The following is a 26739-nucleotide window of genomic DNA, read 5'->3' as shown; positions in this document are numbered from 1 at the left end:
TGTTTTCGCGCTTCGCGCGAACGGATGCTCTGGAGAGCATCCCTACGAGGGTTGACGTACCTGGTGGACGTTAATAAATGAAAGCTAACTTGACCTGCGTTTTTGCGCTGCGCGCGAAAGGGCGCCCCTACGAAGATTACCTTTTTAGTTAGATTTATGGTACTTGGAAGAACCCTCGTCATAGTGGTAGGAAGGGCAGCTGCTTTCTGGCGTAATAGGTAGCGCGAAGCGCGTCACGTTTTAGGACGATTCATGAATCACTTGTTAGAAGTTTATCTTTATAGTTATAGATGATTTTTGACATCCGATATCCTGCTACACATGATACCGGGAGAAGGGGCGGGTACGATGACGGAAGAAGAGAAGGGCTTATCCGCCAGCGTCATAAAAACAGAAGGGGCAAGCGGAGGCATGTTGCTCGCCCCTTCAAATGAGCCGGTGATCCGCAACCTCATCTACACGGTTCGAGGCACGCAGGTCATGCTCGACAGTGACCTGGCGATGCTTTATGGGGTTGAGACCAAGGCGTTGAATCAGGCTGTCAGGCGCAACATCAACCGATTTCCTGAAAGATTCCGCTTCCATCTAACTAAAGAGGAGTCCGATTCTTTGAGGTCACAAATTGTGACCTCAAACGCGGAAAACGGCAGAGGCGGACGTAGATACATGCCCTACGCCTTCACCGAGCAAGGTGTAGCAATGCTTTCGGCGGTGCTCAGGAGCGAAACAGCCATCCGTGTGAGCGTTCAAATAATGGATGCCTTCGTCGAAATGCGGCATTTCATCGCGAGCAATGCCGCGTTGTTCGAGCAGATCCGCGCCGTAGAGTTACGACAACTTCAGTATCAGAAAACCACTGATGAACGCTTCGAGCGTGTATTCGACTACATGGAGACGCATGAAGCTCCCAAACAGAAAGTGTTTTTCGACGGCCAGATCTATGACGCTTTTGAACTGCTAGTGGAACTGGTTCAGAAGGCAGAACGCGAGATTGTTCTGATAGACGGCTACGTCGATGTAGGCACGCTTAACATTCTCGCCAAAAAGGCTCCAGGGGTGGCCGTCATTGTGTGGACCCATCCGCGCACCCACCTCACCCAAGGCGACGTAGACACCTTTAACGCGCAGTATCCGCAGCTCGAAGTGCGCCACAGCACCGCTTTCCATGACCGCTTCCTTATCCTCGACGGAGTGGAAGCCTACCTTGTTGGCGCGTCTCTCAAGGATGCCGGAAAGAAGAGTTTCGGCATCGCTCGTTTGGAGGACGAAGGAGCCGCAAACGCTATCCTCACGTGCCTCAAGCAATAGTGAACTGAGTCTTTGCGAAAATTATCTTTTTAGTTAGGTTTATGGTACATGAAAAAGCCCTCGTCATAGTCGTAGGGAGGGTAGGTATCTCTTGGTGTAATCAATAGCGCGAAGCGCGTCACACTTTTGGAAACGCAACGAAGACCGCTGCGCGGGGAGAGTGAATTTTAAGATGCCAATTTGGCATCTTGGCTGATCAAAATGCTGTATAAATGCCAAGAGCATGCAACATTTTGGCGTAATAGGTAGCGCGTAAGCGCGTCAGACTTTTATGGTGCGCGGGCGCGTCACATTTTTTGGGGAGCGACCGCTTGGTCGCCCCCCTTGCACTTTACTTTGTTACAACGGCTTCTGCGGCGTCCAACAATGCGCGGACTTCGTCAACGGTTTCGGCTTCGGCGTAAATACGAACCAGGGGTTCGGTGCCAGAGGGGCGCATCATTACCCAGGCGTCGCCTTCCAGGTAGAACTTCACGCCGTCGCGGCGATCGACGTCGACCACCTTTTTGCCGCAAATCTCGTCGGGCGCATACGTCGGCACGATGTTCGCGCGGAAGTTCGCCATCTGGTCTTCCGTAATGGTAAGGCCGCGGCGCTCGAATTCCAGCTTGCCCACTTTCTCGAACATGTCATCGACGAGCTGGCCTAGGCTCATGCCGCGCTGCGCCATGGTCTCGGCCAGAAGCAGCGCCATCAGCAGGCCGTCGCGCTCCATCACGTGGCTGGGAATGCCGATGCCGCCGGATTCCTCGCCTCCCAGCATGACGTCACCCTTCTCCATTTCGGCGTAGATCCACTTGAAGCCCACGGGCGTGCTGGTCAGCTCCAGCCCCAGGCGTTTGCACTGGCGCGTGAGCATGGCCGACGCCGTGATGGTGGACACCACGCGACCGTGCAGACCCTTATCTTCGGCCAGGTGAGACACCAGAAGCGTGATAATGCGGTGCGGGTTCACGAAGTTGCCGTGCTCGTCCACCGCGCCGATGCGGTCCGCGTCGCCGTCATTGATGAAGCCCGCGTCGAAGCCCAGCTCGGGCACCTTCGCGATGCAGCGGTCAACCCAAGGCGGAATGGGCTCGGGATGCAGGCCGTCGAACGTGGGATCCTCGGCATTGTTGATTTCGCACACTTCCACGCCCAGGTCGCGCAGCAGGCCCGCCAGGTGCTTGCGGCCGGCGCCGTAGAGCGGGTCCACCACCACGCGCAGGTGCGCGTTGCGGATGGCGTCGGCGTCCACGAGCTTTTTCAGAGCCGCGAGGTAGGACGTCATGAGGTCGACTTCCTCATACGCGCCACGCGCATCGGTGGCCGCGTCGGGCAGCACGGCTTCCACGCGGTCGGTGAACTCTTTGCCAGCGGCGCCGCCGTCGGCCATGCGCAGCTTCACGCCCAGGTACTCGGCCGGGTTGTGGCTGCTCGTGAGCATGATGCCGCCCACGGCTTCCGCATCCTGCGCCACCGACCAGCACAGCGTCGGCGTGGGGCAGTAGTCCTGCGTGAGCTTCACGTTGAAGCCGTGCGCGGCCGCAACTTGGGCTGCCAGCTGGGCATACGCGTGCGCATCCTTGCGGCAATCGTGACCAATAAGAAGCGTGCCTGGTGCCTCGGCGGGCCGGCCTGCGGCCACCGCATCTTCCTTGAAGATGCACGCCGCCGCGTCAACCACGCGCACGAGGTTTTCGTCCGTAAAGTCCTCGCCAATGATGGCACGCCATCCGTCGGTACCGAAGTGAATATCTGCCACTGGGTGTCCTTTCCGCACGGGAAGCAGCGAGGCCGAACGTTCGCCCGCGCTGCGCTCTAGTCCTTCCTATTATAGTCAATGCACGTTCCCCGTCGCCCAAATCTCACCAAGTCGATGCACAAGGAGTAAATGAGTGACGAAAAATGAGTGGTGGAAGGGGGGGTGCTTTTTGCGAGAGGCACCACAAGGCCGCTAGGGGGAGGCGGCCTTGTGGTGGACGAGTGAAGAGAAGGAGGAGAGTATGCTTGTTGTTCCTGCTCTAGTAGGTATCTTAATCGCTTATTTATTCTTTATCAAGGATAATTATCGAAGACCTTTTTCAACTTGCTGACACGCGCTCGTGGTGTTTTGTCGCGCAATACGGCGGGCGGGAGCGGGGGCTGGTACGATAGTGGGAACAAGAAATGTCGGCGCGGGTGCGCCACAGGGCGAAAGCGAGGGACCATGGCGAACAAGAGCCTAGCGAAAGATCATGGCGAAACATGCGTGCTCGTGACAGGAGGCGCCGGGTTTATTGGGAGCCATACCTGCGTTGAGCTGCTGAATCAGGGGTATCGCGTCGTGGTGGTGGACGACCTCAGCAACTCGAGTGCCGTGGCGCTCGACCGCGTGCGGCAGATCACCGGCCTTGCGCCCGACGACCCGCGCCTGGCGTTCTACGAGGCCAGCATCCTGGACCGCGACGCGCTTGAGCGCATCTTCGCGGAACACGACATCGACGCCATCATCCACTTCGCCGGCTTCAAGGCCGTGGGCGAAAGCGTGCAGAAGCCGCTGGAATACTACTGGAACAATGTGGCCGGCACGCTGGTTTTGTGCGATGTGGCGCGCGCTCACGACGTGAAGAACCTCGTGTTCTCGTCGAGCGCCACGGTGTATGGCGAACCCGAGTTCATTCCCATTACCGAGGATTGCCCGAAGCACGATGCCACGAACCCCTACGGCCAAACAAAAAGCATGCTTGAACAGGTGCTGACGGACCTCTACGTGGGCGACAATGAGTGGAATGTCGTGCTGCTGCGCTACTTCAACCCCATCGGCGCGCACGAGAGCGGCCTCATTGGCGAGGACCCGAAGGGCATTCCGAACAACCTGCTGCCTTACGTGGCGCAGGTGGCCGTGGGCAAGCTTGAGCGCGTGGGCGTGTTCGGTGACGACTACCCCACCCCCGACGGCACGGGCGTACGCGACTACATTCACGTGGTTGACCTGGCCCGCGGGCACGTGGCGGCGCTCGATTGGATGGGCGGCAAAGTGGGCACCGGCGAGCCGCGCGGCCTGGGCTCGCTTGCGGGCGAGCCGGCAGTGGACGGCACGCGGCGCGGTGTAGGCATCTTCAACCTGGGCACGGGGAAGGGCTCAAGCGTGCTTGATGTGGTGCACGCGTTTGAGCGCGCGTGCGGGCGCGAGCTTCCCTATGAGATTAAGCCGCGCCGCGCGGGCGACATCGCCGAGAACTACGCCGCGTGCGACAAAGCGCGCGATGAACTGGGCTGGACGGCGGAATACGACCTGGACCGCATGTGCGCCGACAGCTGGCGTTGGCAGTCGGGCAACCCAGACGGGTACGCCACGGCGTAAGCCTTCCTGGTAGAACACGAACGACCCGCACGCTGACAAACCACAGCGCGCGGGTCGTTTTTTTGTGCGTGCGGGGGGGCGGCGGCCCTTGGCGCCTTCTTGTCCGGGTGCCCTGCGCTCGCTCCTACGAGCGCGCGTGCTTCGCGCGATACATCGCGCGGTCGGCCACGTCGAACAGTTCCTCATACCGTGCGCCGTCTTCCGGATAGCGCGCCGTACCCACGCTTGCCGACAGCGAGGAAACCCCCAGCTCACGCCCGAGCGTAACCAGCTGGACGCGCAGCGCTTCCTTCTTTTCCTCGGCAGCCTCTTCGCTTGAGAGTCCGGGCGCGAAGACGATAAATTCGTCGCCGCCCACGCGGCCGACGGGATCGTCCTGGCGAAACACCTCAAACAGAACACGTGCGACACCCGCAAGCACCCTATCTCCCATGCTATGCCCGTAGCGGTCGTTCACCTGCTTAAACCGGTCGACATCAATCACAAACAAACGCCCTGCCTCGCACGTGTCCAGCACCTCGTTCACGCGCTCTTCGGTGGTTACCTTGTTGAGCGCTTTCGTCAGGCCATCAATTTGCGAGCGCCACGTGAGCTGTTCCTCCACGGCGCGCTGCTGCGTGACGTCCACCATCTTGCCGACGGCGGCGTAGGGCACGTCGCTCTCGTAGAGGTAGCGGCACTTGACGGTGTACCAACGGTACTCGCCCGTGGCTGAGCGCGCTTGCAACGTGAGCGTGTGCACCTCGCCCTCGGGCGCCGGATTCTCCAGTAACTCTTTAATTTTCTGCACGTCTTCGGCATGCACTACCACCAGCGGCGTTCCGTTTTTTAGGTAGTCGGTGCGTTTCAGCGCGGCCACCGTGAACACGCTGCGCGCGTTGGGCGAAAGTTCCATCACGTCGTCAGCGTAGGAATATTCGAAGAGCACCGTATCGGTGAATTCCGAAAGCACGGCGTAGCGCTCGGATTCGCGCCGTGCTTTTTGGCGGAAGCGGCTCAGCACCAGTGCCACCGCGATGCACGCCGCAGCACTGATGACGATGAGCACCGAACCGGCCGCCACCATATCGCGAAGAATAACCTGGGAATGCTCCGTCATGGAAGCTTCTTCGGTGAAGTTCGCGATGCTCCATCCGTTCACGTTCAGCCGCACGGAAGTAAAAAACACGGTGCGCCCGTCACGCCATCCAATAGGGATGGTGGCCACGTCGTAGTCGTTCTCAACGTTATCGCGGATGCGCTGCACCTCGGCCTCGTCGAAACCGTAGTCTTGCAGAAGGTCGTAGAGGCTTCGCCCATTCAGCGGCTCCATGTCCTGCGACACGGCCACGATGGTGCCATCATTTTTGATAAGCAGCGACCCGAGAAATGAAATTTGTGACTTGACCTGCGTGGAAGTTACCAGGCCGCGCGCGTCCACAATGCTGCGCAGCACGCCTACCACGTGCCCCTCTTTCACCACAGGCTCGGCAATGCTGTAATAATAGCCGTTGAGGCGATGCGACTTGCGCACATCTGAGACGATACTTTCCCCGTTTTCGAGCAGTTCCAGCGTGTGCTCATCGCGTTCCGGAATGGCGGAGGTTTTGAGGCCTTCTTTGAGGGACTCGATGCTGGCGTACGTGACCTGATACGAGCGCCGTTCGTTCCACGCGGCGAGGAAATTGGCAAACGCAGCACCCTCGGGGTCGATATCGGAGGCTTCAGCCAGCGTACGAATGGTGGACAGGGAGCTAGAGACTTCCCTGATGGACGCTTCAACTTCCACCTTTTGAGCGGTGGTGAAGTCGTTCATGCCCTCAGCCGACATCTTGTTGAATTCGTCACTGAGAGACATTGAGTAAAGATCGAACACGATGGCCACAACGGCGGCTACCAGCAGGATGGAACTCACCAAGATGGCCAGCGCGCGAGCGGAAAATGCTCCAGGGCGACGCGGGGTTCGCTTGTGGTGATGATCGCTTTCGTTCGCCGTACCCATACCCGCATCCTTCGCCCTTTTGATGTGTCTGCGCGGAGCACGGTGGGCCCCATCGTGTGGATATCAAGTATGGGCTGCGCCGCGGGAAAATGCAACCACCGCTCACGCGAGAGCGAACTAGGCGAGGGGTTCTGCGGTGCCGCCGGTTTCGTCCAAACCGCCAGTGCCACCATCGGAGATTCCAGGATCGTAGCCGGGGTCGTAGCCAGGATCATAGCCGGGGTCGTAACCCGAGCCGCCACCTGCTGTATCGTCGCCGGAGGGCACGTCGGTTCCGCCGCCGGTGCCGTAGCCGGAGCCGCCATCCGAGGTGCCGTCGCTGTAGGTGCTGGGATTATAGTAGCCAGAGTTGTCGTTTGCGCTGTTCAACCCATAGGTGCTGCCGCTGCTGCCGCCACCGTAGCCGCTGTACTGCGCCTTCGCCGACGCCTCAGCCTCGGGCGTTACCACGACCGTGTTCGGGTCGCCGCCCTGTTCGACCACCTTCACCATCTCCTTAGTGGTTTCAGGCACGTTGAACACGTAGGATACACCGTCAATCAGGAAGTCCGGAATAACCGAAGGCACCATAGCCGAGTAGATGGTCAGGTCGCCCGCGTCTTTGAACTGCTGCGCCAAGTTCACGATGTCGGTCACCGACAGGTCGGTATTCACGCACTTTGCGGCGCTCTGGATGACGCCAGGCAGCTCCGTCACCGGCAGCGAGAGTACCTTCTCCACCAGAGCCATAATGAGTTTGCGCTGATTGGCGGTCCGCGTGAAATCGCCATCAACATAGGCGCGGCTGCGGGCGAACACGAGCGCGGCCTCGCCGTCGAGATGCTGCTGGCCTTCTTCAATAATGATGCGCTTGCCGTAGGGGTTGTCGGTAGTGTTGTCGGCGTCCGGGTCGTCGATGCGTTCGTCCACCATCACGTCCACGCCGCCCACGACATCCACCAACTCCACTAGCTTTTCGAAGTTGACCTCGGCATAGTGGGAAATATCCACGTTGAGCAGCTGTTTTGCCTCACGAATACTGGAGGGAGCGCCACCGTAATTGTAAGCCGCGTTGAACTTATTGCGGCCGTAGCCGTCGATGTCAATCATGGTGTCGCGCGGGATGGAAAGCATGGTGGCCTGGTTGGCTTTCGGGTCAACACGCACGACGATGTTCGTGTCGGAGCGCGCACCCGCCGCTTCGTCACCCTCTCGCTTGTCGGAGCCGATGAGCATCATGTAAAACGGCTGGTCAAAACTTTTCGATGGAGTTAGCACATCCTGGATTGCCTTCATTTCATCGCTCGACTTGTTGCCCCCGAGTTCAGCGTTAATAGAGTTAATGTAGAACGCAAACGCGGTGCCCGCGCCGACCACGGCTACCACCAGCGCGGCCACAACACCCAGCGCGATTTTCTTTCCCCTGCTCATACGTTTGCTTGCGCGCGTAGAATACTGGGGGTTGGAACGAGAGTACTGGCTGATGGCCGACTGGCGGGAGTATGCGGCATTCGCGTCGCGACCCTGGCTACCGGACACGTAGGCCGAACGGTACGAGGCGGCGTCCGCGCGTGAGTCCGGCTCGCGCGTGGGCTGCGTGTCGATGGGCTGCCCAGCACCGCGGCCCGACTGAGCCGCCTTTGCGGAACGGACCGCCCGAGCCGATTGCGGTACGCGCGACGAGCGCGCTTCCTGTCGGTTGGTGCGAGAGTTTCGTGGCGCCATAGGTTCTCCTCAACAGTCTCGGCCCCACTTTCGGGGAGGTGCCAGAGGCCAGCGGGGTGACGGGATGCGCCGCCGTTTCCACTGCCTTCACCTGCACAAACGAGACTTGTGCTCGTGCGAGTTCTATCGTGGGCCGCCGCGCTTTCGCCAGGGAATCTGGCTTTCAACCATCGTCCGAGATGGTATGGGCAAACCGCACAGGTTCTTGTCCATTTTATCATCGATGCGTGAACCCCATAAAATTGGCATGCCAAGGGGACAAACCTCACATACGAACCGTGTATCGAGATATTCGACAAAACGTAATCACGTGGTTACAGCGCCTTACGTCAAAGCCGCTAGGCTTTTCATCATGCTGCTTTGCGAAGAACAAACCGACCCCTTGTCCCACACCCCGCTCACGAGCGAGCGAGACCTCATTGCGGTCTCCCTCGGCCGCAACGTGACACGTTTGCGGAAGGAAGCTAAGCTGACGAAAGAGAAGTTCGCCTTGATGGCCAATATCGGACGCCCCTTCCTCAATCGCATTGAAAACGGAACGGCCGATCCACGCCTTTCGGTTATTGTGCGCCTGGCTGACGCTTTGGATGTGTCACTTGAGGAATTGCTAATGCCGGCGGAGGCTGCCGAAGCGCGCACGCGACGCGAAGGACACGCGCGCTTGGGTTAGCGGCGAGCGCGAGAGTTGGCGGCGGCGCAGGTTGCGCTGTCGACGCTGGAGCGTATGCGAGCGCGGCGGCGGAACCAGAGGAAGGCCAGACCGGAGCCAAGGCTGGCGCCGAAGGTATCAACGAGCCAATCCAGAGGATCACACATACGCCCAGGCACGAAGAGCTGGTGAAGTTCGTCAGTGACGCCGTAGAAGCTGGCACACACAATGGCCAGCAGGCAGGCGCGCCCGAGCGGCAGATGGCAACGCAGCGCATTCGCCAGCAGCGCGCCGAACACCGTGTATTCGCAGAAGTGCGCGAGAGATGATATGACGTCCGCGTCGGGCCCGAACAGCTGGGCTTGGAACGCCTTCAAATCTTGAAAGATGCGCGAGAAGAGACCGAGACCCTCGTTGAGACCTGTGTCGGAATTTGACGACATGAAAAAAATGAAGCCGGCCCACACCACGACGAGCACCCAGCTAATAAGGGTGTAGCGGGATGAGGCGCGCGTGGGCGTGGGTGCAGGCGCTGCGAGTACCGGGGGTGCGACGAGGGACTGATGCTGGTTGCGCGACTGGTTGTTAGGGGCGCTGTGCACGGGCTACCTTAGTATGAGCGGTTAGCGCACGAGGTGCAGCAGTTCGCGCGGATCGTCGATGAGAAAGTCAGGCTGGATAGCCTTCAGACTTTCGGCATCATGATATCCCCAGGTCACCGCTGCAACGAGTGTGCCCGCATTACGTGACACCGCAACGTCGTTCGGCGAGTCGCCCACATACATCAGGTGCGCGGGTTCCACCACCAGTTCGCGAGCTGTACGCAAAAGCCCCGTTGGGTCGGGCTTGCGCGGGATGTCGGCACATTCGCCATGCACGGTGTCGAAGGTGTCAGGCAGATAGGTTGCGATGACATCCTGCACGCCTTCGTCAAACTTGTTCGACAGCACGCCCAACTTCACGCCGCGCTGCTTGAGTTCATCCAGCAGCGCAGGGATGCCAGCATAGGGTTTGGTCAGCTTGTGGCCGTAGTCGGGGTAGAGGGCCTTCCAGCGCTCCATAGCCTGTTCAACAGCGGCTTCATCGGCATCGGCCGGCACCGCCTGATACATGAGCGCCTTCACGCCATTGCCCACGAAGCTGAGTATTTCTGCTGGCGTACGCTCAGGAAAGCCTGCGTCGCGCAGTACCGCATTCGTGAGTACCACCAGGTCAGGCAATGTGTCGAGCAGCGTACCGTCCAAGTCAAAGACAAACGCCTCGAAAGAGCCCGCGGGCGAGGGCGCGGACGACGTGGCGGATTCGGCGGATACGGAAGTGGTCGTTGGTTCCATATTGTTACCTCAGTCCTTATACAAAAAATCCAAGCACGAAGCTTGGATAGTAGGTTCATGGAGCGGGTGACGGGACTCGAACCCGCGAATACAAGCTTGGGAAGCCGTCCGCTTACTGAAGGCATCGGAAACACGCGTAACTCCGACCTGGTCTTATCGCAAGATGCATACCCACAATACGCTATCTACTGGAAATTATACTGGACAGCCCCGGGGGCTTGAATACCCTTTTCGACGAAAAACGGGCACCGCTCGGAATGCGGTGCCCGTGTGGAGGCGATGGAGCGGGCGACGGGAATCGAACCCGCGTGGTCAGCTTGGGAAGCTGAAATTCTACCATTGAATCACGCCCGCGATTCAGCGAGCGATAGTATAGCGCATCGCGGCGTCGTCTCATCGAGAATCCTCCCTCCTTCAAACAATCCGCAGGACGCGCCCCCGTCAGGCGGCCTTCGGCGACTCGGCGAGCTCGGGGGCGAGGCCCCCGACGTAGCGGTCCGCGAGCCCCCTGGTCGTCGACGGGATGTAGCCGACGTACAGGTCGAGCGTGTAGGACGCGTCGGCGTGCCCGAGCAGCACCGAGATGGTCTTGACGTTCTCGCCGCGCGCGAGGTTGATGGTCGCGAACGTGTGGCGAAGCGCGTAGGGCCGCATGCCCTTGAACCCCGCCCGCTCGATGAACCGGCCCCACTCGTTGCGGAAGCTCTCGTACGGCCACGGCCTGCCCGCGGTGCCCAGCAGCGGCGTCGCGCTGTTCATGACGAGCCCCATCTCCGCCAGGTCCGCCCTCTTCGCCTCGATCCACTCCTCTATCACGGAGGCCGTGTAGGAGTCGACGGGCACCGTCCTCATGGAGCTGTCGGACTTCGTGAAGCCCTCGATCTCGCCGTCGCGCAGCGCGGCGACGATGCGGAGCTCGGCGTCCCGGCCGCGTTCCGCGTCGGCGGGGGAGAAGCTGCCCACGCGCAGCGCGAGCATCTCTTCGGGCCGCATGCCGGTGGCGAACAGGACGAGCACCGCGACCTTCAGCGCGCCCGTCGGGAGGAGCGAGGCCTCGCGCAGGAACCGCCCGGCCTCGTCCTCCATGAGGGGGTCGATCAGCGGCTTGCCCTTCCTGAAGCCCTTTGAGAGGAAGCGCTTCTTCGCGACGTTCTTCGTCACGTGCTCCCGGTCGAGCGCGTCGTTGAGCACCTCGCGCACGAACTTGAGAACCTTGTTCTGCATCTGGGGGCCGGCGACCCGCAGGGGGCCGAAGGGCTTCTGCCTGCGGTGGTTCCCCTCGCGCCACTTCCTCGCGCGGTTCTCCTCGAGCCGCCTCCTGTGCTCGGCGGCCCATTCCTCGGAGAGCCGCGGCACCGCGAGCAGGCACCGCTCGACGTCGTCGGCGGTGAGGTCCTTGAGGGGGATCTCGCCCAGGGTCGCCCTCGCGTAGGCGAGGTAGCGCCGCTCGTTGACGGTCGTCCCCTTCGCCACCACGCCGGTGCGCCGCTCGACGTAGCGGCGGCAGTACTCGCCGAAGGGCATCTCCGCGAAGGCTCGCGGCGCGAGCGTGGCGGGGTCCTTCCCGTCCGCCTCGAGCGCGAGGTCCAGCTCGGCGCTCTTCTCGTCCTCGAAGTCCTTGACCTTTCCCTTGAGGTCGACCCGCTTGTTGAGGGCGAACACGGTCCGCGTCAGCTTCTTCTTCCCGCCGAAGTAGCGGCGGAACTCCTCGGGGACGCGGATCGTGAGCTCGTAGGCGGTCGTGCGGGAGTCGCCGCGCTTGCGGCGCGGGACGCCTCGCCTGGCGGCCGCCTCGTCGAGGTTGTAGGGCTTGTCGCAGAAGAGCCTCGCCACGGTCGCGCCCCGCTACTCCGCGCGCCTTCGCCCGTAGAGGTAGTCGAGCAGCGAGATCTTGGGGACGAGCCACTTGACGCCCACGCGGCACCCGCGCATCTCCCCGCGCCTGAGAAGGCGCCTCACCTCTTGGCCGGTCGTGTTCGTGAACTCCGCCACCTGGTCGGGCGTCATCATGTAGGGGTAGTCCCGCATCATGAACAGGTAGAGCCCCTCGGGGTCCGCGGCCCGCAGCCGCTCCACGTCGACTCTCAGCTCTCCTATTGCATCCATCGTCATCCCTCCTTCGTCTCCGCCGTGCGCGCCCATTCTGGGCGGGTCTGCGCCGCGGCGCAACGATGCCCCAGGGTAGCCCGCACGGTTGCGGGCGCGCCCGATCCGTGCTACGCGGCCGGGGGTTTCGCGGAGGGGCGATGCCGGCCGCGCGTTTCTCGCACCGTACTCCCTTCCGCTGCGGCTCGGGGTTCTTTTCGCCGTTTTGGGAAGCGGCGTACCCGTTCTGATCGTGTCGAATGGACCGCGCGGCGCTTCCTCTAATGCTGAAGGCGCTCGTGATTCCTTCACTCTTGGGGAAACACCCTTCGATTGGGTTGGCATAAGGTCGTTGGCTGAGCGATAGCGTAGGCGATGCGAATTAAGCGACGAGCCCACATTTTGATTCAGCGAGCCGCTCGTCCCCGTTTTCTCGTATGAAAGGTGTCCGATTTTAAGTTAGACAAATGAAACTCTATGCGCTATCATGATCCAGTCATATTTGGACAGTGTTCAAATAACTACTCCAAGAGAAGGGACGAAGAGCATGCGCGACATGTTGAAAGCCGCTTCGCCGTCGATTTCGAGGCGAGATTGCATCAAGCTTGTGGGGGGAACGGCCCTCGCTGTCGGAATGGGCGGGCTGCTTGGCGGCTGCTCTTCCGAAAACGGGACAGATCAAGAGGAGCCAACGACGCAGGACAGTACAACGCTTCGCGTTGCGATGATGGGAAGCACGACGGATACGCTGGATCCGGCGACCTTTAGCACATTGCTGCCTCTAGCCATCGCGCTGAATGTCTACGACTCCCTCATCCTCCTCAGGAACGGCATCGTTGAAAATCAACTTGCGGAGAGAATCGTGCCTAATGAGGATGCAACCGCCTGGACGGTCACCCTAAGAGAGGGGGTTTATTACCACAACGGAGATCCCGTCACTGCCGAGGACGCCCTTTACAGTTTGCAGTATGCGGGCACATCCCCAATGTACGCATCGTTCTACTCGAACGTCGATTGGGCGGGCAGCACTGTCGAAGACGAGCGCACGTTCGTTCTTCGGCTTCTCTCCCCGCAGGCGACCTTTTGGGACGAAGTCGTGTCGGCGGTGACGTTCGTTTTTCCGAAGGGTAGCGCCGGGGACGACTTTTCCCAGGACATCGGGAGCGGCCCGTTCAAGCTGTCGAGCTTCTCTCCGGATACGGGCGCCGTTTTGCTGAAGAACGAGGAGTACTGGGGAGGCGCTCCCGCGATCGACACCGTGGAAATCATCCCCATCACCGACCCCGAAACCCGCTATGCGGCGCTCACGACTGGCGAGGTCGATTACGCCCATCAGATCTCGACGACCAACGCCGCGACGCTGGAGGGGCAGACGGGGTTCGCCGTGTTCAACGGGGGAATCGAGAACTCCAGCTCGTTCCGCTTCTGCCTTAACGCCAGCATGGCTCCGTTCGACGATCCCGACGTCCGCCGCGCATTCAAGATGGTCGTCGACCGACAGACGATGTGCGATACGATCTTCAGGTCGGCGGGCGTTGTCGGAAACGACGTTCTCGGTCAGGGAATGCCGGGCTACAACGATTCCCTCGAGCAGCGCGGATACGATTTTGACGAGGCGAAGCGGATTCTCAGCGAAAAGGGGGTCGCGGAAATCTCCATCACGACCGCCGAGACGACCACGGGGGTCAACGACTCTGCGGAGATGCTCGCCCAGAAGCTCGAGGAGGCGGGCGTTTCCGTGACGATCATCGAAGAGGATCCGACAACGTTGTTCTCGGATATGAACACCATCTACGGTGCCCAGGTGTTCGCGACGTATCTTATCAACAGGCCGTACATCGCCTCCGCCGTCATGTACACGGGCGGGAGTTCCCCCTACAACTTCAGCCAGTGGAAAGACGAAGAATACGACGCCCTTCTATCCCAGGCGACTTCGACCGTCGACGAGGCAGAGCGGGCCGACATCCTGAACCAAGCGCAAGCAAGGCTATGGGCAGAAGGCGGCGACATCGTGTGGGGGTATTGCGCCGACCTGAGCGGCCAGGTCGATACGCTGGACGGTATCGAGATCACGCTGTCGGTGCCCCTGTTCGCTCATGCTGCCTTTTCCGAGTAACGGCAGAGGGAGCCGGTGAGGCATGTCCGACAATGCTGCACGGAGAGCGCGCAAGAGAGGCGTCGTTCGCATCCTTTCGCGCGTCGCGCTGTTTGCGATCTCCCTTCTGTTCACCTGTTTTCTCGTCTTTCTCGCTCTAGAGGCGCTGCCCGGCAATGCCGCCACGCAGCGCCTTGGGCTTCAGGCGACTCCTGATCGAGTGGCGGAGCTCGCGGCCGAATACGGACTCGACAAACCGGTGCTCTACCGGTTCGGGGCCTGGATCGTCAGCGCTCTTCAGGGCGATTTCGGAACGGTGCTTTCCTCGGGTCTCCCAGTTGCGGATGCATTGGTGGGGCCCGTTTCGCGGACGGCGGTGCTTTTCGCGATCTCCTTGATCGTAGTGATCGCTGTTGGCTTGGCGGGCGGGCTTTGCGCTGGCCTTCATAGTGGGAAAGCCTTAGACAAAGCGGTAAGCGCGATGTCTTTGGTAGTGGTGGGCACTCCTGAATTCGTGATCGGCTTGCTGATAGTGACGATCTTCGCAACTGCGCTTCACTGGTTTCCCGCCGTCTCGCTTCTGCCGACTGGCGGGGGGTCTCTCTTCGAGAAGCCCATCATCATGGTTCTCCCCATCGCTGCGATTTCCCTTATCGGCGCCTGCACCCTGATCCGGCCTGTCAGGGCGGTGGTCGAGCAGGAGAGCAAGATGCCTCACGTCGAGTCGGCGCGTCTTTCTGGATTGGAGGAGCGTTTGGTCGTTTTGCGGCATCTGCTCCCAGGGGTTGTCGCCCCTGTTGCCCAATCGGTTGCGTCTGTCGTTCCCTACCTCATTGGCGGGACGGTCATCATTGAGTCCCTTTTCAGCTTCCCTGGGCTTGGAACCCTGCTTGTGAATGCGGTGCTCAATCGGGAGCCCGATCTGCTGATGGCGAGCTCCGCCGTGGTGGTAGCCGTCTCGTTGGCTGCATACTGGATAGCAGACGCTCTTGGCTCGAGGGAGGGCTCTCGGTATGAGCAGGATGCCTAAACGAACGCGACGGAGTGGGCTGACGACCTGGGTTTCCGGTGCCTTCTTCGCGGTTGCCATCATCGCGACGATCGTCGGGTACTTCGTGCCCGGCGACGGTTCGAGCACCGTAGCCGCCGCTTTTGCGCCGCCGTCACCCGAGCATCTGCTTGGAAGCGACGGGCTCGGTAGGGATGTGCTGATGAGGCTTCTCCACGGCGGCGCGCAGCTTTTGGCGGTTGCGGCGCTCTCAACCGCCGTTGCATCCTTCGTCGGCGTCGTCCTCGGCTTTGCGGTGAGCGGAGGATCCAAGGCTGCAAAGGTGCTGTCGTACGCGCTCGATATGCTCCTGGTCGTTCCCTCCATGCTCGTCATCATGGTGCTTGTCTTCGGTTTGGGGTCGGGCATCGCGACGATGGTTGCGGTAACGACCGCCGTGTCGGCTCCGTACATAGCGCGTTACACGAGGTCTCTCGTGCGCCCGCTGGCAGGTGCGCCTTATGTCTCGATAGCGAGGCTGGCTGGGGACCCTCCCCTTGTAGTGGCGGCGAGGGAGATCCTTCCAAACATGGTTCTGCCCATCGCGACCACCGTCGGCCTTCGGTTCATCAACGCAATCTACTTGGTAGCCTCTGCGGCGTTTCTCGGATTCGATCCTCTGGGGACCGGAGCTGACTGGGGAACGATGATCCAGACCGGGGTATCGGGTATCGCCCTGAACCCCTGGGCGGCTCTTGCGCCGACAATCGCCATTGCGAGCATCACGATTTCTGGGAACCTTCTGCTTGACAGATTGGGAGACAGGAGTATGGCATGATGGCAGACGCGACCCCTATCGTTCGCGTGTCTCAGTTAATCATAGAGGATGAGCTCGGAAAAAGGGTTCTCGACGGCTTGTCTCTTGATGTCTGGGAAGGAACCGGAATGGCGTTGGTCGGGGAGTCGGGATCGGGAAAAACGACCTTGGCCCTCGCTCTGCTCGGATGCATCAGGGAGGGTTTGAGGCATGTTTCGGGGTCTATCCTCGTCGACGGGGAAGATGTCCTGAGTCTTTCCAAATCGGACTTGGCTCTTTATCGCCGAAAGACGGTTGCATGGCTTTCTCAGGATCCCGCGCTGTCGCTTACCCCTCATCTTACGGTGGGGCGCCTTGTCGGGGAGACGGCCTCCCTTTCGAGGTCGGGAGTCGAACGTCTGATTGCGCAAGTTGGCCTGTCGGAAGTCGATAGGATTCTAGAGAGGCGGCCGTCCTCCCTTTCGGGAGGACAAAGGAGGCGCGTCGCCATTGCTCGCGCCCTTGCCTCCACCCCAAAGGTTCTCGTTCTCGACGAACCTACCGCCGGACTGGATGATGCCGCCGCCAACGAGGTCGTTGCCACCGTTCGCCGCGTTTGCGAAGAGTCGGGGACGACGGTTGTGGTCATCACGCACGATCTCGAGATCGCAAGCAGACTTTCGCCGTCTATGTCGGTGATGCGGCGAGGGGTCGTGGTGGAATCGGCGACTTCCTCGCAGCTGCTCAGTGCCCCGAGGACCGAGTACGCCCAGCGTCTGGTTTCGGCTCAAAGGCTTGCCGTCGACGGGGGCCGCAGTGCTTCTGAGCCGAGCGATCCCGTGCTTCTCGTCGAAGATCTCGACGTCGTGACGCCCGATGGGAAGAAGGCCCTTAGCGGCGCGTCGTTCGCTCTCGGCAAAGGGCGGGGGATGTCTCTTGTCGGAGACTCCGGTTCGGGGAAGAGCACCGTAGTGAAAGCGCTGATTGGAGAGCGGCCAGCATCCAGGGGAACCATACGGCTCGATTCGGGCGGAGTGCTCGAGGAGGTTCCGGCTGCTTTTTCTCGCAGAAACAAAAAGCAATTGCTCGGTATGCAGGTCGTTCCGCAAGATCCGGCAACGAGCCTTAACCCCGCAGTGAAGGTGGGGACCCAGCTTGCGCGCGCGGTAAGCAGAACCCATCCGCGCCAGAGTTCGTCGGAATGCGATGCGCGCGTTGACGAGCTGCTCGACACGGTGAGGCTACCGAGGGCGCTCAAGGGGTACTACCCTCGCGCCCTATCGGGAGGCCAGGCCCAGAGGGTGGCCATCGCACGCGCCTTGGCGCACTCGCCGTCGGTCCTCATATGCGACGAGTCTACGTCGGCTCTGGATCCGACCACCCAAAAAGAGATACTCGACACCATAAACGAGCTCAAGGAGAGAGAGGGCCTGGCCGTCATAATGGTGTCTCACTCCGCTCGCGTTGCAGACTACACGTGCCAATCTCAGCTCCGCGTCCCCAATGAGCGATCGGCGCCTTCTTGCTGTCCGAGGGCGATAGAGCTGTAGCCCGCGATAAGCGCCCTCACGAGATTCAGGAACTGGTCATCGAAATAGCGCTGCCGGGCAGCCTCGTCCTTTGCGATCGGCGCCACGACCTTTCCCAGCGATGCCACCTCGCGGTCTTTGCTGTGGGCCCCCCGAGAGTACTGGGCTCCTTTCGCTTTTCGCTCTTCTGCCATGGAATCCCTGTCGTCTTCGGTGGCGATGAACGCGCAGACGTTGCACATGAGCGATGAGTAGATCTCGGCGCTCCGATCTCCGAATCCCGCGCGCTCAAGCAGGGATATCCCCCTGTGGATCGTTTCGTTTGCCGCCCCAAGGCCGGGTCCTACGGCGGCAAGCCTGCGCGCGACGCCAGGGTAGCGCCTCAGAACCTTACGAGTTCTGACGAATAGCTCTTCGAACCAAGGCTTCCAATCGCCGGTGTCTTCGGGAACGTCGATCTCCCCCATGACGTAATCGACGACAAGCTGAGCGGCGTCGTCTCTTCTTCCGACGCGGTAACTGATGTTGTTGGGCCATGCTTTCAGCTCTTTTGCGAGCTGCCTTATGCTCCACCCGTCGAGGCCTTTCTCTCTCGTCAATCGCACGGCCGCATCCCGTATTGCTTCGGCGGTGAGCTCGGGAAGATCGCAGTCTCTTCGAGGAGACGGTTTCGCGGTCATGACGCCCTCCTCTGCTGGCTCCGTCCGATCCCGTGCGGTCGCCACCATCATGTTGGAAAACAAATTGTTAGTCAATAGAAACTCCTTGATGTATCATTTTTATTTGGACAGTGACCAATAAAAGGAGGAGCGATGGAGAGACAACTCGAACGCGGCGAGGTCAACGGCGGTTGCGAAAAACCGCCGTTGCTCAAGCTACTTGATTATGCGGGGTCGTACAAAGCGCTAACCGTCGTCGGCTGCGCGCTCTCTGCGGTCCATGCCGCGCTCGTAGTTGCGCCGCTCGTGCTCGTCTGGTTCGTCCTGTCTCGCTTTGTCGAGGTGGCGCCGTTCTGGGGCGAGGCGGAAGACGTGCTTGGGTTCGCGGTCGCCGCGGCGGCTCTCGCCGCGCTTGGGGTCGCGGTCTATTTCGGCGCATTGATGTGCACGCATATCGCTGCTTTTCGGACGGCGAACAATATGAGAAAGGCTGCTTTGAGGCATCTTGCCAAGGTTCCGCTCGGCTACTTCTCGACTCATCCTTCGGGGGAGACGAGAAGGATCATCGACGGGTGCGCCGGCCAAACCGAAAACGTTCTAGCTCATAAGTTCCCGGATTTTGTCGGAGCCTTGGTCACGCCAATCGCGTTCTTTGCGGTCATGTTCGTTTTTGACTTTTGGATGGGGCTGGCATGCCTTGTCCCTGTGCTGGTTTCCGCGATCTGCATGTGGAAGATCATGGGAGGGGGATCAAGCGACGAGAACTCGAACTACTTGACTTTCGTGAGAAACTACCAAACCGCCCTGAACAAGATGAACGCGGCGGCAACCGAGTACGTGAGGGGCATGCCCGCAATAAAGATATTCCAGCAGACGGCCAACTCCTTCAAAGCCTTCCGGGACTCGGTCATCGAATACCGCGACATGGCGCACGGGTACTCGAAGTTCTGCGAGGGGCCTCAGATCGTCCAGATCGTTGCAATCAACGCCACGTTCGCCGTATTGGTTCCGGTCGCGATACTTCTCGCTGCGCATGCGGGCTCTTTCTCGCTTCTGTTCTCGAACTTCCTCTTCTACGCGGTGTTCAGCGCTCTCACGACCTCGATGATGACGAAGATCCTCTACGCGTCGGAAGCGCTGGCAATGGCGCAGGACGCGGTCTCCAGATTCGAGATTATCCTGTCCGAGCCGACAATGCGCTTCCCTGCCGAAAGCGCTGCTCGGCGACCTGGGCGGTTCGGGGTTGAGTTCGATCGCGTGTCGTTTTCTTATCCCGGCTCGAGCTCGAAGGCGGTGGACGACCTCAGCATGTCGATACCGGAGGGGGCAACCGTCGCGCTCGTCGGCCCTTCGGGTGGTGGCAAGACGACCATAGCGAGCCTCGTCCCCCGGTTCTGGGATCAGGATGCCGGGACTATTACCATAGGCGGCGTCGATACGCGCCAGATGGCACAAAAAGACCTTATGGATACCGTCTCGTTCGTTTTCCAGAACACCAAGCTTTTCGCAGCGAGTCTCCTCGACAACGTCAGGTTCTCGAAGCCCGATGCGACGCGAGAAGACGTCGAGAGGGCGCTGAGGGCGGCTCGCTGCGAGGACATCGTCGCGAAATGCCCTTTCGGGCTGAACACCGAAATCGGGCCGAAGGGGGTATCCCTGTCGGGTGGCGAGTGCCAAAGGGTCGCCCTCGCCCGCGCGATCCTCAAAGACGCCCCCATCGTCGTCCTCGACGAGGCGACCGCCTTCGCCGACCCGGAGAACGAATCCCTCATCCAGGAGGCGCTCTCGAAGCTCACCCGCGGAAAGACGGTCCTTATGATCGCGCACCGCTTGTCGACGGTGGTGGACGCCGATCTCATCTGCGTCGTCGAAGCCGGGAAGATTGCGGAGTCCGGAACTCATCGCGATCTCTTGGAGCTTGGCGGCACCTATTCTGGCATGTGGTCCGAGTGCCAAAGGGGCCTTTCGTGGAAAATCGGAGAGAGGGGCGGATATGCTGCGTGAGAAGTTCGCCCTTACGGAGAGGGGGGCTTTCGAGTTCAAAAGAGGCGCGCTGTTCTGCGCCGTTGCTAACCTCGTTATGATGGCGCCTATCGGGATCATCTGCATGGTGGCGGGAGATTTCCTCGCGCATCTCGTTGACCCTGACGCCCCTCTGCCGAATCTCGGATTCTACGCCGTCAACATCGCCGTCGTGCTCGCTCTTATGCTGGCTACTCAGTGGCTTGAGTACGAGTTCACGTATAACTCCGTGTACGCGGAAAGCGCAAGAAAGCGAATCGAGCTCGCCGAGGTGCTCAGGGAGCTGCCCCTCTCGTTTTTCGGCGGAAAGGAGATATCTGACCTTACCACCACGCTTATGAAAGACTGCTCGGATCAGGAGAGAATGTTCTCGCACATCGTACCTCTGCTGTGCGGAACTGCGGTCTCCACCGCCATCGTCTCCGCAGTCCTTTTCGTACTCGATTGGAGGCTTGCCCTGTCGGCGCTCTGGGTTCTGCCCGTCGCCCTCGGGATCGTTTTGGGCAGCGCGAGGCGCCAGCGCCGTGCAAACGAAAGGCTTGTCGGCGAGCAGTTGAGGCTGGCGGGCGATATACAAGAGTATCTCGAACGGGCCCAGGAGATACGCGCGGGGAACAAGACGGATTCGTTCGTTTCTCGACTTGACGAAAGAATCGATGAGGCGGAACGTACCCAGGTTTCAAACGAGCTTGCAACCGCTGTCCCGGTGAGCGCCGCCCAAGCGCTTCTTAGATTGGGGATGGCCTCGACTGTGGTAGTCGGCACCGTACTTCTCGCGAACGGCCAGGTCGACTTTATGATCTACTTCTGCTTCCTCCTTGCCGCAACAAGGATTTACGACCCGATCAGCACGGTGCTCGAGGTGATAGCAGAGCTTCTCTCGCTCCGCGTTGGGATCCGAAGGATGAAGTCTATCGAAGATCAGCCCCGACAAAAGGGCGAAAGGATAATCAGCCCCGAAAGCTTCGACATCGCTTTCAAGAATGTGTCTTTTTCGTACGAACGGGGCGGCGATGTTCTCTCGGAGGTTTCTTTCGTTGCTAAAGAAGGGGAGGTAACCGCGCTCGTCGGCCCTTCGGGAGGGGGGAAGTCGACTGTCGTCAGGCTCGCGGCGAGATTCTGGGATGCTGATGAGGGGGTTGTTTCCCTTGGCGGGACGGACGTGTCGACGATCGATCCGGAAGCTCTGCTGACTTATTACGCTCAGGTCTTCCAGGATGTGGTCCTGTTCGATGACACCATCATGGAAAACATACGTTTTGGAAAGCCTGGAGCGACCGATGAAGAGGTTCTCGCCGCAGCGCGGGAAGCGAACTGCGACGAGTTCGTTTTGCGGATGAAAGACGGTTACCGCACGAGGATCGGAGAAAACGGATCGCGCTTATCAGGAGGAGAGAGGCAGCGAATCTCAATCGCCCGGGCGTTGCTCAAAGATGCCCCGATCGTCCTTCTTGATGAGGCAACCGCCTCTCTCGACGTCGAGAGCGAGACGAAGGTCCAGGAAGCCCTTTCTGGGCTTCTTGCTGGAAAAACCGTTCTGGTGATCGCCCACCGCATGAGAACCGTGCTGAACGCTGACAAGGTTATCGTGCTGGACGCAGGCAAGGTAGTGGAAGAGGGGAGTCCACGTGATTTGCTCGCGTCTGGCGGGGTGTTCAGGCGAATGGTCGACGTCCAGCAATCTGGCTTGACGTGGACGATCGGAGAACAAGTCCGATGACCGCTCATTTTCTCGGCGAATCCTCCGAGGACTACCTCGAGGCCATCTTTGTGATCCGCCGCCTGCGCGGGGTGTGCCGCAACGTGGACATCGCGGCGCACCTCGGCGTCTCCAAGCCGAGCGTCACCAAGGCGCTCTCGAACCTCGCCGCAGCCGGGCTCGTCTGGATGTGCGGCCACGACGTCCGCCTCACCGAGGAGGGCGAGCGCGCCGCGTCGACGACGCTCGAGCGCCACCGATTCTTCGAGCGCCTGCTCGCCGAGTCCGGCGTGGACGCCCGTACCGCCTCAGCGGAGGCGTGCCGCATGGAGCACTGCCTGTCGGAGGAGTCGTTCAGGAAGCTCGCCGAGCATCTCGGCCGCGGCGGGCGATGACCCTGAAGCCGCGCTCCGGCGCGCCGCCCGATAGCCCAATGAAGCACATCGACCTCATAGCGGCCAGGATGGAGCAGGCGCGATGGAAGCGCGGCATCAGCGTGGCGGAGCTCGCCCGCCGCATAGGGGTGGATCCGAAGCGCCTGTGGCGCGTCCTCAACGGGGAGCGCGCCATGAGGGCGGACGAGTTCGTGAGGCTGTGCGCGGAGCTGGAGGTCGGGTTGGGCGCCTTCCTCGCCAAGGGGGCGCCGTCTCGTCCCGCCGAGGCGAGGCCGGCCGGCGGGGACGCATCCCGCGACCCGTGGTGAGGCCGCCGTCGCGCTCTCGCGGACGGCGGCGTCGGACTTTCGGCTTGACGCAGTGGCCGCATCGTAATTCCAAGGAAAATCGCCACCGAAAGTGCCGCGCCCATGGGAGAGGGCAGCGATAGCGGGCAGCGATGGCTCGCGGCGGGGCTGCGCGGCGCTTGCGGGAGCGGCGTGAGCGAGTTGCAGGCGGCGAGGATTCCGCGCATCTGGCGGGAATCGCGACATCGCGACATGTCGCGATGTCGCGATTCGGCCATAGTGCGTCATTTGCCTTCGACGGAGCTCCAAAGGGTGCCGCGACCATGGCCGCTCCGCTCGACGAGCCCCTTGGCCTCGAGCTCCCTCAGGATGCGCTGAGCCTGGCGAAGCCCGACTCCCAGGCTTTCCGCCACGTTCTGAGATGCAAGAGGGATCGCGCTGTTCCCGCTCAACTTCTCCAACTTCACCATGCTCTTCTCGGCGCTCGAGTCGTACCCGGTCGGCCTTGTCGTGTTCGATCTTATCGGGATGATCCTCGTCGTGTACGCCGTTCTCGCGATCGTCGCGACCCCTGTCGCCGCCGCGTCGTTCAGGCGCCATCAGGTGTCGTGACCTCGCGTCCCCGCCCGGCATCGGGCGGGGCGGGCGGCGCGCCCTTAACGACGCGGTCCCATCTCGGCCTCATAGCCGCCAGGATGGAGCAGGCGCGTTGGGAGCGCGGCATCGGCGTGGCGGAGCTCGCCCGCCGCGTCGGCGTCGACCGCAAGCGCCTGTGGCGCGTCCTCAACGGGGAGCGCGCCATGAGGGCCGACGAGTTCGTGAGGCTGTGCGCGGAGCTGGAGGTCGGGCTGGGAGCCTTTATCGCCAATGAGGCGCCGGCCCGTTACGCCGAGGCGAGGCCGGCCGGCGGGGACGCATCCCGCGGCCCGTGGTGAGGCCGCCGTCGCGCTCTCTCGGACGGCGGCGTCGGACTTTCGGCTTGACGCAGGGCGCATTGTGATCCTCGGGAAAGCCGACAGCGGAAGCGCCTGCCGCCCATGGGAGCGGGCGGCGGGCGCCGATGGTTGGTGGCGATGGCTCGCGTCGCGGCTACGCGGCGCTCACGGGGATCTCCACGTCGCCCACGGTCACGCTCACGATGTCGCTCGCGGCCACGATGCGGTCGTAGGTCGCCGTCTTGGTGACGGCGCTCGTGCCGTCGCCCTGCTCCTGCGAATGCGTGTTGGCGTTGGTCGCGTCGAACGTGGTGCCGTCCGCGAAGGTCACGGCGACGGGCAGGCCGGTGACCGCCTCCTGCTTGGCCCGCGCCTCGTCGCTCAGCTTGCCCGAGGGGCCGAGGTCGCCGACCTGGCGGTCGATCGTGTAGTCGACCGTGACGCCGACGGAGGAGACCGCCACGGCGTCGACCGTGACGCCCGCGCCCTGCCAGGCGGTCTCCTGACCGGCCGGGAGGTCGACGGTCGTGTCGACGTAGTTCATCTCGAACTTGAGGCTCCAGTTGCCGGTCACCAGGGTCGTGTACCCACCCTCGGCATCGTATGCCCTGATCTCGCTCATCCAGAAGCGCATGGTGCGCCCGACGATGCCGGCGCCGTTCCAGGTGGTGAAGCCCATGGTCTCGGCGTACTGGATGGTGCCGTCGCCGGGGTCGGCGTCGTAGAACCAGGACCCGCCGCCCCCGCCGCTGACACCGTCCACATGACGGGTGGCGTCGGCCACGAGCGGCAGCGTGCCGTCCTCCCCGGGCTCGATCCCCTCGAGCACGGAGGGGTCGTCGAATTCGACGTCGTACACGACGGTGAAGTTCGACCGGTCGCCCGCCACGGCCTCGGCCGTCACGGTGACGCCGTTGGAAGTGGCGCTCGCGCCGATCGGGCGGCCGACCTCGTTCAGGAGCTCGGTCTGGGCCGGCGCGCCGCCGAAGACGTCGGAGAGCACGTCGGCCGGGTTGGGCAGCACGCCCGCCGCCACGGCGACCCCGCCGCCTCCGCCGATGGCGAGGGCGGCGGCGAGGCAGGCAGCGGCCAGGGCGAGTCGGCGTTTGGGACGGCGGACGGCGGCGTTCTTCGGGAACTCGACGATACGCGTGGCCGCCGCTGCTCTTAGGTTGGAAGCCATTCGGGCCTTCGCCTCGTCGTCGAATTCGAGTTTGTCGAGGGACGCTTTGTAGGGATCAAGCGGGGAAGTCATCGTAGTCTCCCTTCAGGTCGTCTCTGAGCCTTGCGCGGGCGCGGCTCAGGCGCTGGCGCACGGCGTCGTCGGTGGCGCCGACGATCCGCGCGACCTCGCGCGTGGGGTAGCCCTCGTAGTAGTGGAGGTAGACCGCCTCGCGCTGCGGCAGCGGCAGCGCCATCACGGCTTCGAGGACGCGTTCGTCCCTTCGGGCGAGGGCTGCCTCGTCGGGCTCGGGCGCCGCTTCGGGCTCGGGCGCCGACGAGAGCCCCACCTCGGGGTGGGCGCCGCGGCTCCGCAGCAGGTTCTTGCAGGCGTTCGATGCCACGCGGATGACCCATGCGCGCTCGTGGTCGGGGCCGTTGAACGGCTCTTCGCGGCAGATGAGCTTCAAAAGCGTGTCCTGGCACACGTCTTCGGCGTCGGCTGTCGTGCGCAGGTAGGTGTAGCACACGCGCAGGACGAGGTCGGCGTAGTCGCGCACGAGCCTCTCGGGGCTGCGGTCGGGCGCGCCGGTTCGATGCGGCATCTCCTCACCTCCTTTTCGGGTCGTCGCGATCGCGTCGAGGGGATTTTCGGAACTTTCCCTTCGCTTATTACACACGCGGAGAGGGGAAATGTGACGGTATTTCTCCGGTGTCGTCGGCGAAAGCCCCGCCCCGTATCGTGCGGCGACCTTGGTACAATGTACGCTTCGGCCGACCGAAGGAGGCGCGCGCCGTGGAGCCCGCGACCCCCCTCCCCCAAAAAATGGCCAAACAGGCGCTCGGCCTCAGCGACACGAGCTACTGACTCGTCTTCGCCAAGCTGCCGAAGTGCGTTCAGCGGGAAATCGCCGGGAGATAGGCAACCGGGCGCACATGCCGCCGTATCCTTGCCTTATGTCGCCTCGGGTTGACGGATTGCCAACCGTCGTTGGTGGCGCCCGGGCCGCCCTCGCGGTTCCATGGTCGTGCGCCGATGCGGCGCGGTTTGGCAATCGACTGAAAGGAACCGCCATGAACTTCAACGACAGGCTCGCCGACCTCAGGAGGAGGAAGGGGCTTTCCCAGGAGCAGCTCGGCTACGAGCTCGGGGTGTCGAGGCAGACGGTGTCGAAATGGGAGCTGGGGCAGTCCTACCCCGACTTCCAGAGGCTCGTCCTTCTGTCCGACTACTACGAGATGAGCCTCGACGAGCTCGTGAGGGGCGTCGACGTGGGCGACGTGCGCGCCCTCAACGAGTCCGAGAAGCAGATCTCCTCGATCTACTCGGACGTGGAGGGGGTGAAGGGCGCGGCGCGGAAGGCGTGGAGGGCGTTTTTGGCCGTCGGCTGCGTCGTCTTGGCGTTCTTCGCCGCGATCGTGGCCTACGGGGTGATCAGCGGCGGCCTCTTCGTGAGGTAGGCGCCCGGAAAGCAGGGAATGGTCGACTACGAAGGCCGCATTGTGATGCGGTTGGAGCAGGCGCGCTGGGAACGCGGCATCAGCGTGGCGGAGCTCGCCCGCCGCATCGGCGTCGACCGCAAACGGCTCTGGCGCGTCCTCAACGGCGAGCGCGTAATGAGGGCGGACGAGCTCGTGAGGCTGTGCGCTGAGCTGGGTGTCGGACTTGAAAGGTTCGCTCTCATAAGCGTCGCAGGGAGAACAGGGTGTTTCGGAATGCAAAGGCGTGGAGCCCGTCACGACAGTTCCGGATGAGCACGGTGAATGAAAGCTGTAGAAAGCGCTTT

General features: G+C 61.8%; 25 protein-coding genes and 1 tRNA gene. 14 read left to right on the top strand and 12 right to left on the bottom strand.

The window, feature by feature from the left end:
- Positions 1–348: 348 nt before the first annotated feature.
- Positions 349–1308, top strand: a complete 960-nt coding sequence (locus QNJ86_RS04625; protein ID WP_283831424.1) for an ORF6N domain-containing protein — start codon at positions 349–351, stop codon at positions 1306–1308.
- A gap of 331 nt (positions 1309–1639) precedes the next feature.
- On the opposite strand, the gene QNJ86_RS04620 is transcribed toward QNJ86_RS04625, so the two are convergent.
- A complete protein-coding gene (locus QNJ86_RS04620) occupies positions 1640–3052 on the bottom strand; it encodes a phosphohexomutase domain-containing protein (protein WP_283831423.1) in 1413 nt (470 codons plus the stop codon).
- Positions 3053–3496: 444 nt separating this feature from the next.
- On the opposite strand from QNJ86_RS04620, the gene galE reads away from it, so the two are divergent.
- Positions 3497–4633, top strand: coding sequence for a UDP-glucose 4-epimerase GalE (gene galE, locus QNJ86_RS04615; protein WP_283831422.1), 1137 nt, complete (start codon positions 3497–3499; stop codon positions 4631–4633).
- 124 nt (positions 4634–4757) lie between these two features.
- Here the strand turns inward: galE and QNJ86_RS04610 are convergent, their stop codons facing one another.
- Complete coding sequence (locus QNJ86_RS04610; protein WP_283831421.1) at positions 4758–6614, bottom strand: sensor domain-containing diguanylate cyclase; 1857 nt, start codon at positions 6612–6614, stop codon at positions 4758–4760.
- A gap of 117 nt (positions 6615–6731) precedes the next feature.
- Entirely contained in the window at positions 6732–8318 is a 1587-nt protein-coding gene (locus QNJ86_RS04605; RefSeq protein WP_283831419.1) for an LCP family protein, read from the bottom strand.
- 64 nt (positions 8319–8382) lie between these two features.
- Between QNJ86_RS04605 and QNJ86_RS13840 the strand changes: the two genes are divergently transcribed.
- Positions 8383–8988 (top strand): helix-turn-helix domain-containing protein, encoded by a 606-nt coding sequence (locus QNJ86_RS13840; RefSeq protein ID WP_347278113.1) that lies wholly within the window; start codon positions 8383–8385, stop codon positions 8986–8988.
- On the opposite strand, the gene QNJ86_RS04595 is transcribed toward QNJ86_RS13840, so the two are convergent.
- From QNJ86_RS04595 to QNJ86_RS04575, 5 genes are all read right to left on the bottom strand, one after another.
- Entirely contained in the window at positions 8985–9569 is a 585-nt protein-coding gene (locus QNJ86_RS04595) for a VanZ family protein (protein ID WP_283831417.1), read from the bottom strand. The genes QNJ86_RS13840 and QNJ86_RS04595 overlap by 4 nt on opposite strands.
- Before the next feature lie 21 nt (positions 9570–9590).
- Positions 9591–10301 (bottom strand): HAD family hydrolase, encoded by a 711-nt coding sequence (locus QNJ86_RS04590; protein ID WP_283831416.1) that lies wholly within the window; start codon positions 10299–10301, stop codon positions 9591–9593.
- 280 nt (positions 10302–10581) lie between these two features.
- Positions 10582–10655 (bottom strand) — tRNA-Gly (locus QNJ86_RS04585).
- A gap of 87 nt (positions 10656–10742) precedes the next feature.
- Positions 10743–12134, bottom strand: a complete 1392-nt coding sequence (locus QNJ86_RS04580; RefSeq protein ID WP_283831415.1) for a tyrosine-type recombinase/integrase — start codon at positions 12132–12134, stop codon at positions 10743–10745.
- 12 nt (positions 12135–12146) lie between these two features.
- Positions 12147–12407, bottom strand: coding sequence for a helix-turn-helix domain-containing protein (locus QNJ86_RS04575; protein ID WP_283831414.1), 261 nt, complete (start codon positions 12405–12407; stop codon positions 12147–12149).
- A 526-nt stretch (positions 12408–12933) separates the two neighbouring features.
- Here QNJ86_RS04575 and QNJ86_RS04570 point away from each other — a divergent pair.
- The 4 genes from QNJ86_RS04570 to QNJ86_RS04555 are packed head-to-tail and all read left to right on the top strand — an operon-like array spanning position 12934 to position 17815.
- Complete coding sequence (locus QNJ86_RS04570) at positions 12934–14502, top strand: ABC transporter substrate-binding protein (protein WP_283831413.1); 1569 nt, start codon at positions 12934–12936, stop codon at positions 14500–14502.
- A 22-nt stretch (positions 14503–14524) separates the two neighbouring features.
- A complete protein-coding gene (locus QNJ86_RS04565; RefSeq protein WP_283831412.1) occupies positions 14525–15511 on the top strand; it encodes an ABC transporter permease in 987 nt (328 codons plus the stop codon).
- Positions 15495–16307 carry an ABC transporter permease gene (locus tag QNJ86_RS04560; protein ID WP_283831411.1) on the top strand — a complete coding sequence of 271 codons (813 nt, stop codon included), beginning with the start codon at positions 15495–15497 and terminating at the stop codon, positions 16305–16307. The genes QNJ86_RS04565 and QNJ86_RS04560 overlap by 17 nt, the downstream gene beginning before the upstream one ends.
- Positions 16304–17815, top strand: a complete 1512-nt coding sequence (locus QNJ86_RS04555; protein ID WP_283831410.1) for an ABC transporter ATP-binding protein — start codon at positions 16304–16306, stop codon at positions 17813–17815. Before QNJ86_RS04560 ends, QNJ86_RS04555 begins: the two co-directional genes overlap by 4 nt.
- Here the strand turns inward: QNJ86_RS04555 and QNJ86_RS04550 are convergent.
- Positions 17752–18474, bottom strand: coding sequence for a TetR/AcrR family transcriptional regulator (locus QNJ86_RS04550; protein WP_283831409.1), 723 nt, complete (start codon positions 18472–18474; stop codon positions 17752–17754). The two genes, QNJ86_RS04555 and QNJ86_RS04550, sit on opposite strands and share 64 nt — an antisense overlap.
- A 132-nt stretch (positions 18475–18606) precedes the next feature.
- Between QNJ86_RS04550 and QNJ86_RS04545 the strand changes: the two genes are divergently transcribed.
- Genes QNJ86_RS04545 through QNJ86_RS04530 form a run of 4 tightly spaced genes read left to right on the top strand, consistent with a single transcriptional unit; the run spans position 18607 to position 22877 of the window.
- On the top strand, positions 18607–20457 hold the full coding sequence (locus tag QNJ86_RS04545) for an ABC transporter ATP-binding protein (protein ID WP_283831408.1): 1851 nt from the start codon (positions 18607–18609) through the stop codon (positions 20455–20457).
- Positions 20447–22195, top strand: a complete 1749-nt coding sequence (locus QNJ86_RS04540; protein WP_283831407.1) for an ABC transporter ATP-binding protein — start codon at positions 20447–20449, stop codon at positions 22193–22195. Before QNJ86_RS04545 ends, QNJ86_RS04540 begins: the two co-directional genes overlap by 11 nt.
- Positions 22192–22569, top strand: coding sequence for a metal-dependent transcriptional regulator (locus QNJ86_RS04535; protein ID WP_283831406.1), 378 nt, complete (start codon positions 22192–22194; stop codon positions 22567–22569). Before QNJ86_RS04540 ends, QNJ86_RS04535 begins: the two co-directional genes overlap by 4 nt.
- On the top strand, positions 22566–22877 hold the full coding sequence (locus QNJ86_RS04530; protein ID WP_283831405.1) for a helix-turn-helix domain-containing protein: 312 nt from the start codon (positions 22566–22568) through the stop codon (positions 22875–22877). Before QNJ86_RS04535 ends, QNJ86_RS04530 begins: the two co-directional genes overlap by 4 nt.
- 263 nt (positions 22878–23140) lie before the next feature.
- Here the strand turns inward: QNJ86_RS04530 and QNJ86_RS13885 are convergent, their stop codons facing one another.
- The gene (locus QNJ86_RS13885) at positions 23141–23326 is read right to left on the bottom strand and encodes a FaeA/PapI family transcriptional regulator (RefSeq protein WP_365993970.1); all 186 of its coding nucleotides are present in this window, start codon (positions 23324–23326) and stop codon (positions 23141–23143) included.
- Between the two features lie 225 nt (positions 23327–23551).
- Here QNJ86_RS13885 and QNJ86_RS04525 point away from each other — a divergent pair, with 225 nt between their 5' ends.
- Positions 23552–23791, top strand: a complete 240-nt coding sequence (locus tag QNJ86_RS04525; protein ID WP_283831404.1) for a helix-turn-helix domain-containing protein — start codon at positions 23552–23554, stop codon at positions 23789–23791.
- Positions 23792–23945: 154 nt separating this feature from the next.
- Here QNJ86_RS04525 and QNJ86_RS04520 read toward each other — a convergent pair whose 3' ends face one another.
- Complete coding sequence (locus QNJ86_RS04520; protein WP_283831403.1) at positions 23946–25046, bottom strand: DUF4179 domain-containing protein; 1101 nt, start codon at positions 25044–25046, stop codon at positions 23946–23948.
- Positions 25030–25557, bottom strand: a complete 528-nt coding sequence (locus QNJ86_RS04515; RefSeq protein ID WP_283831402.1) for an RNA polymerase sigma factor — start codon at positions 25555–25557, stop codon at positions 25030–25032. Before QNJ86_RS04515 ends, QNJ86_RS04520 begins: the two co-directional genes overlap by 17 nt.
- Positions 25558–26026: 469 nt before the next feature.
- On the opposite strand from QNJ86_RS04515, the gene QNJ86_RS04510 reads away from it, so the two are divergent.
- Together QNJ86_RS04510 and QNJ86_RS04505 are read left to right on the top strand one after the other, a co-directional pair.
- Positions 26027–26413: a helix-turn-helix domain-containing protein gene (locus QNJ86_RS04510; RefSeq protein WP_283831401.1), complete on the top strand. Its 387-nt coding sequence runs from the start codon at positions 26027–26029 to the stop codon at positions 26411–26413.
- An 18-nt stretch (positions 26414–26431) separates the two neighbouring features.
- Positions 26432–26707, top strand: a complete 276-nt coding sequence (locus QNJ86_RS04505; protein WP_283831400.1) for a helix-turn-helix domain-containing protein — start codon at positions 26432–26434, stop codon at positions 26705–26707.
- The last annotated feature ends 32 nt before the right edge of the window (positions 26708–26739 follow it).

The sequence above is a fragment of the Gordonibacter faecis genome, from assembly GCF_030077735.1.
GTDB lineage: Bacteria > Actinomycetota > Coriobacteriia > Coriobacteriales > Eggerthellaceae > Gordonibacter > Gordonibacter faecis.
Note: the sequence above shows the minus strand (reverse complement) of the source record. Positions and strands in the feature narration are given on the sequence as shown.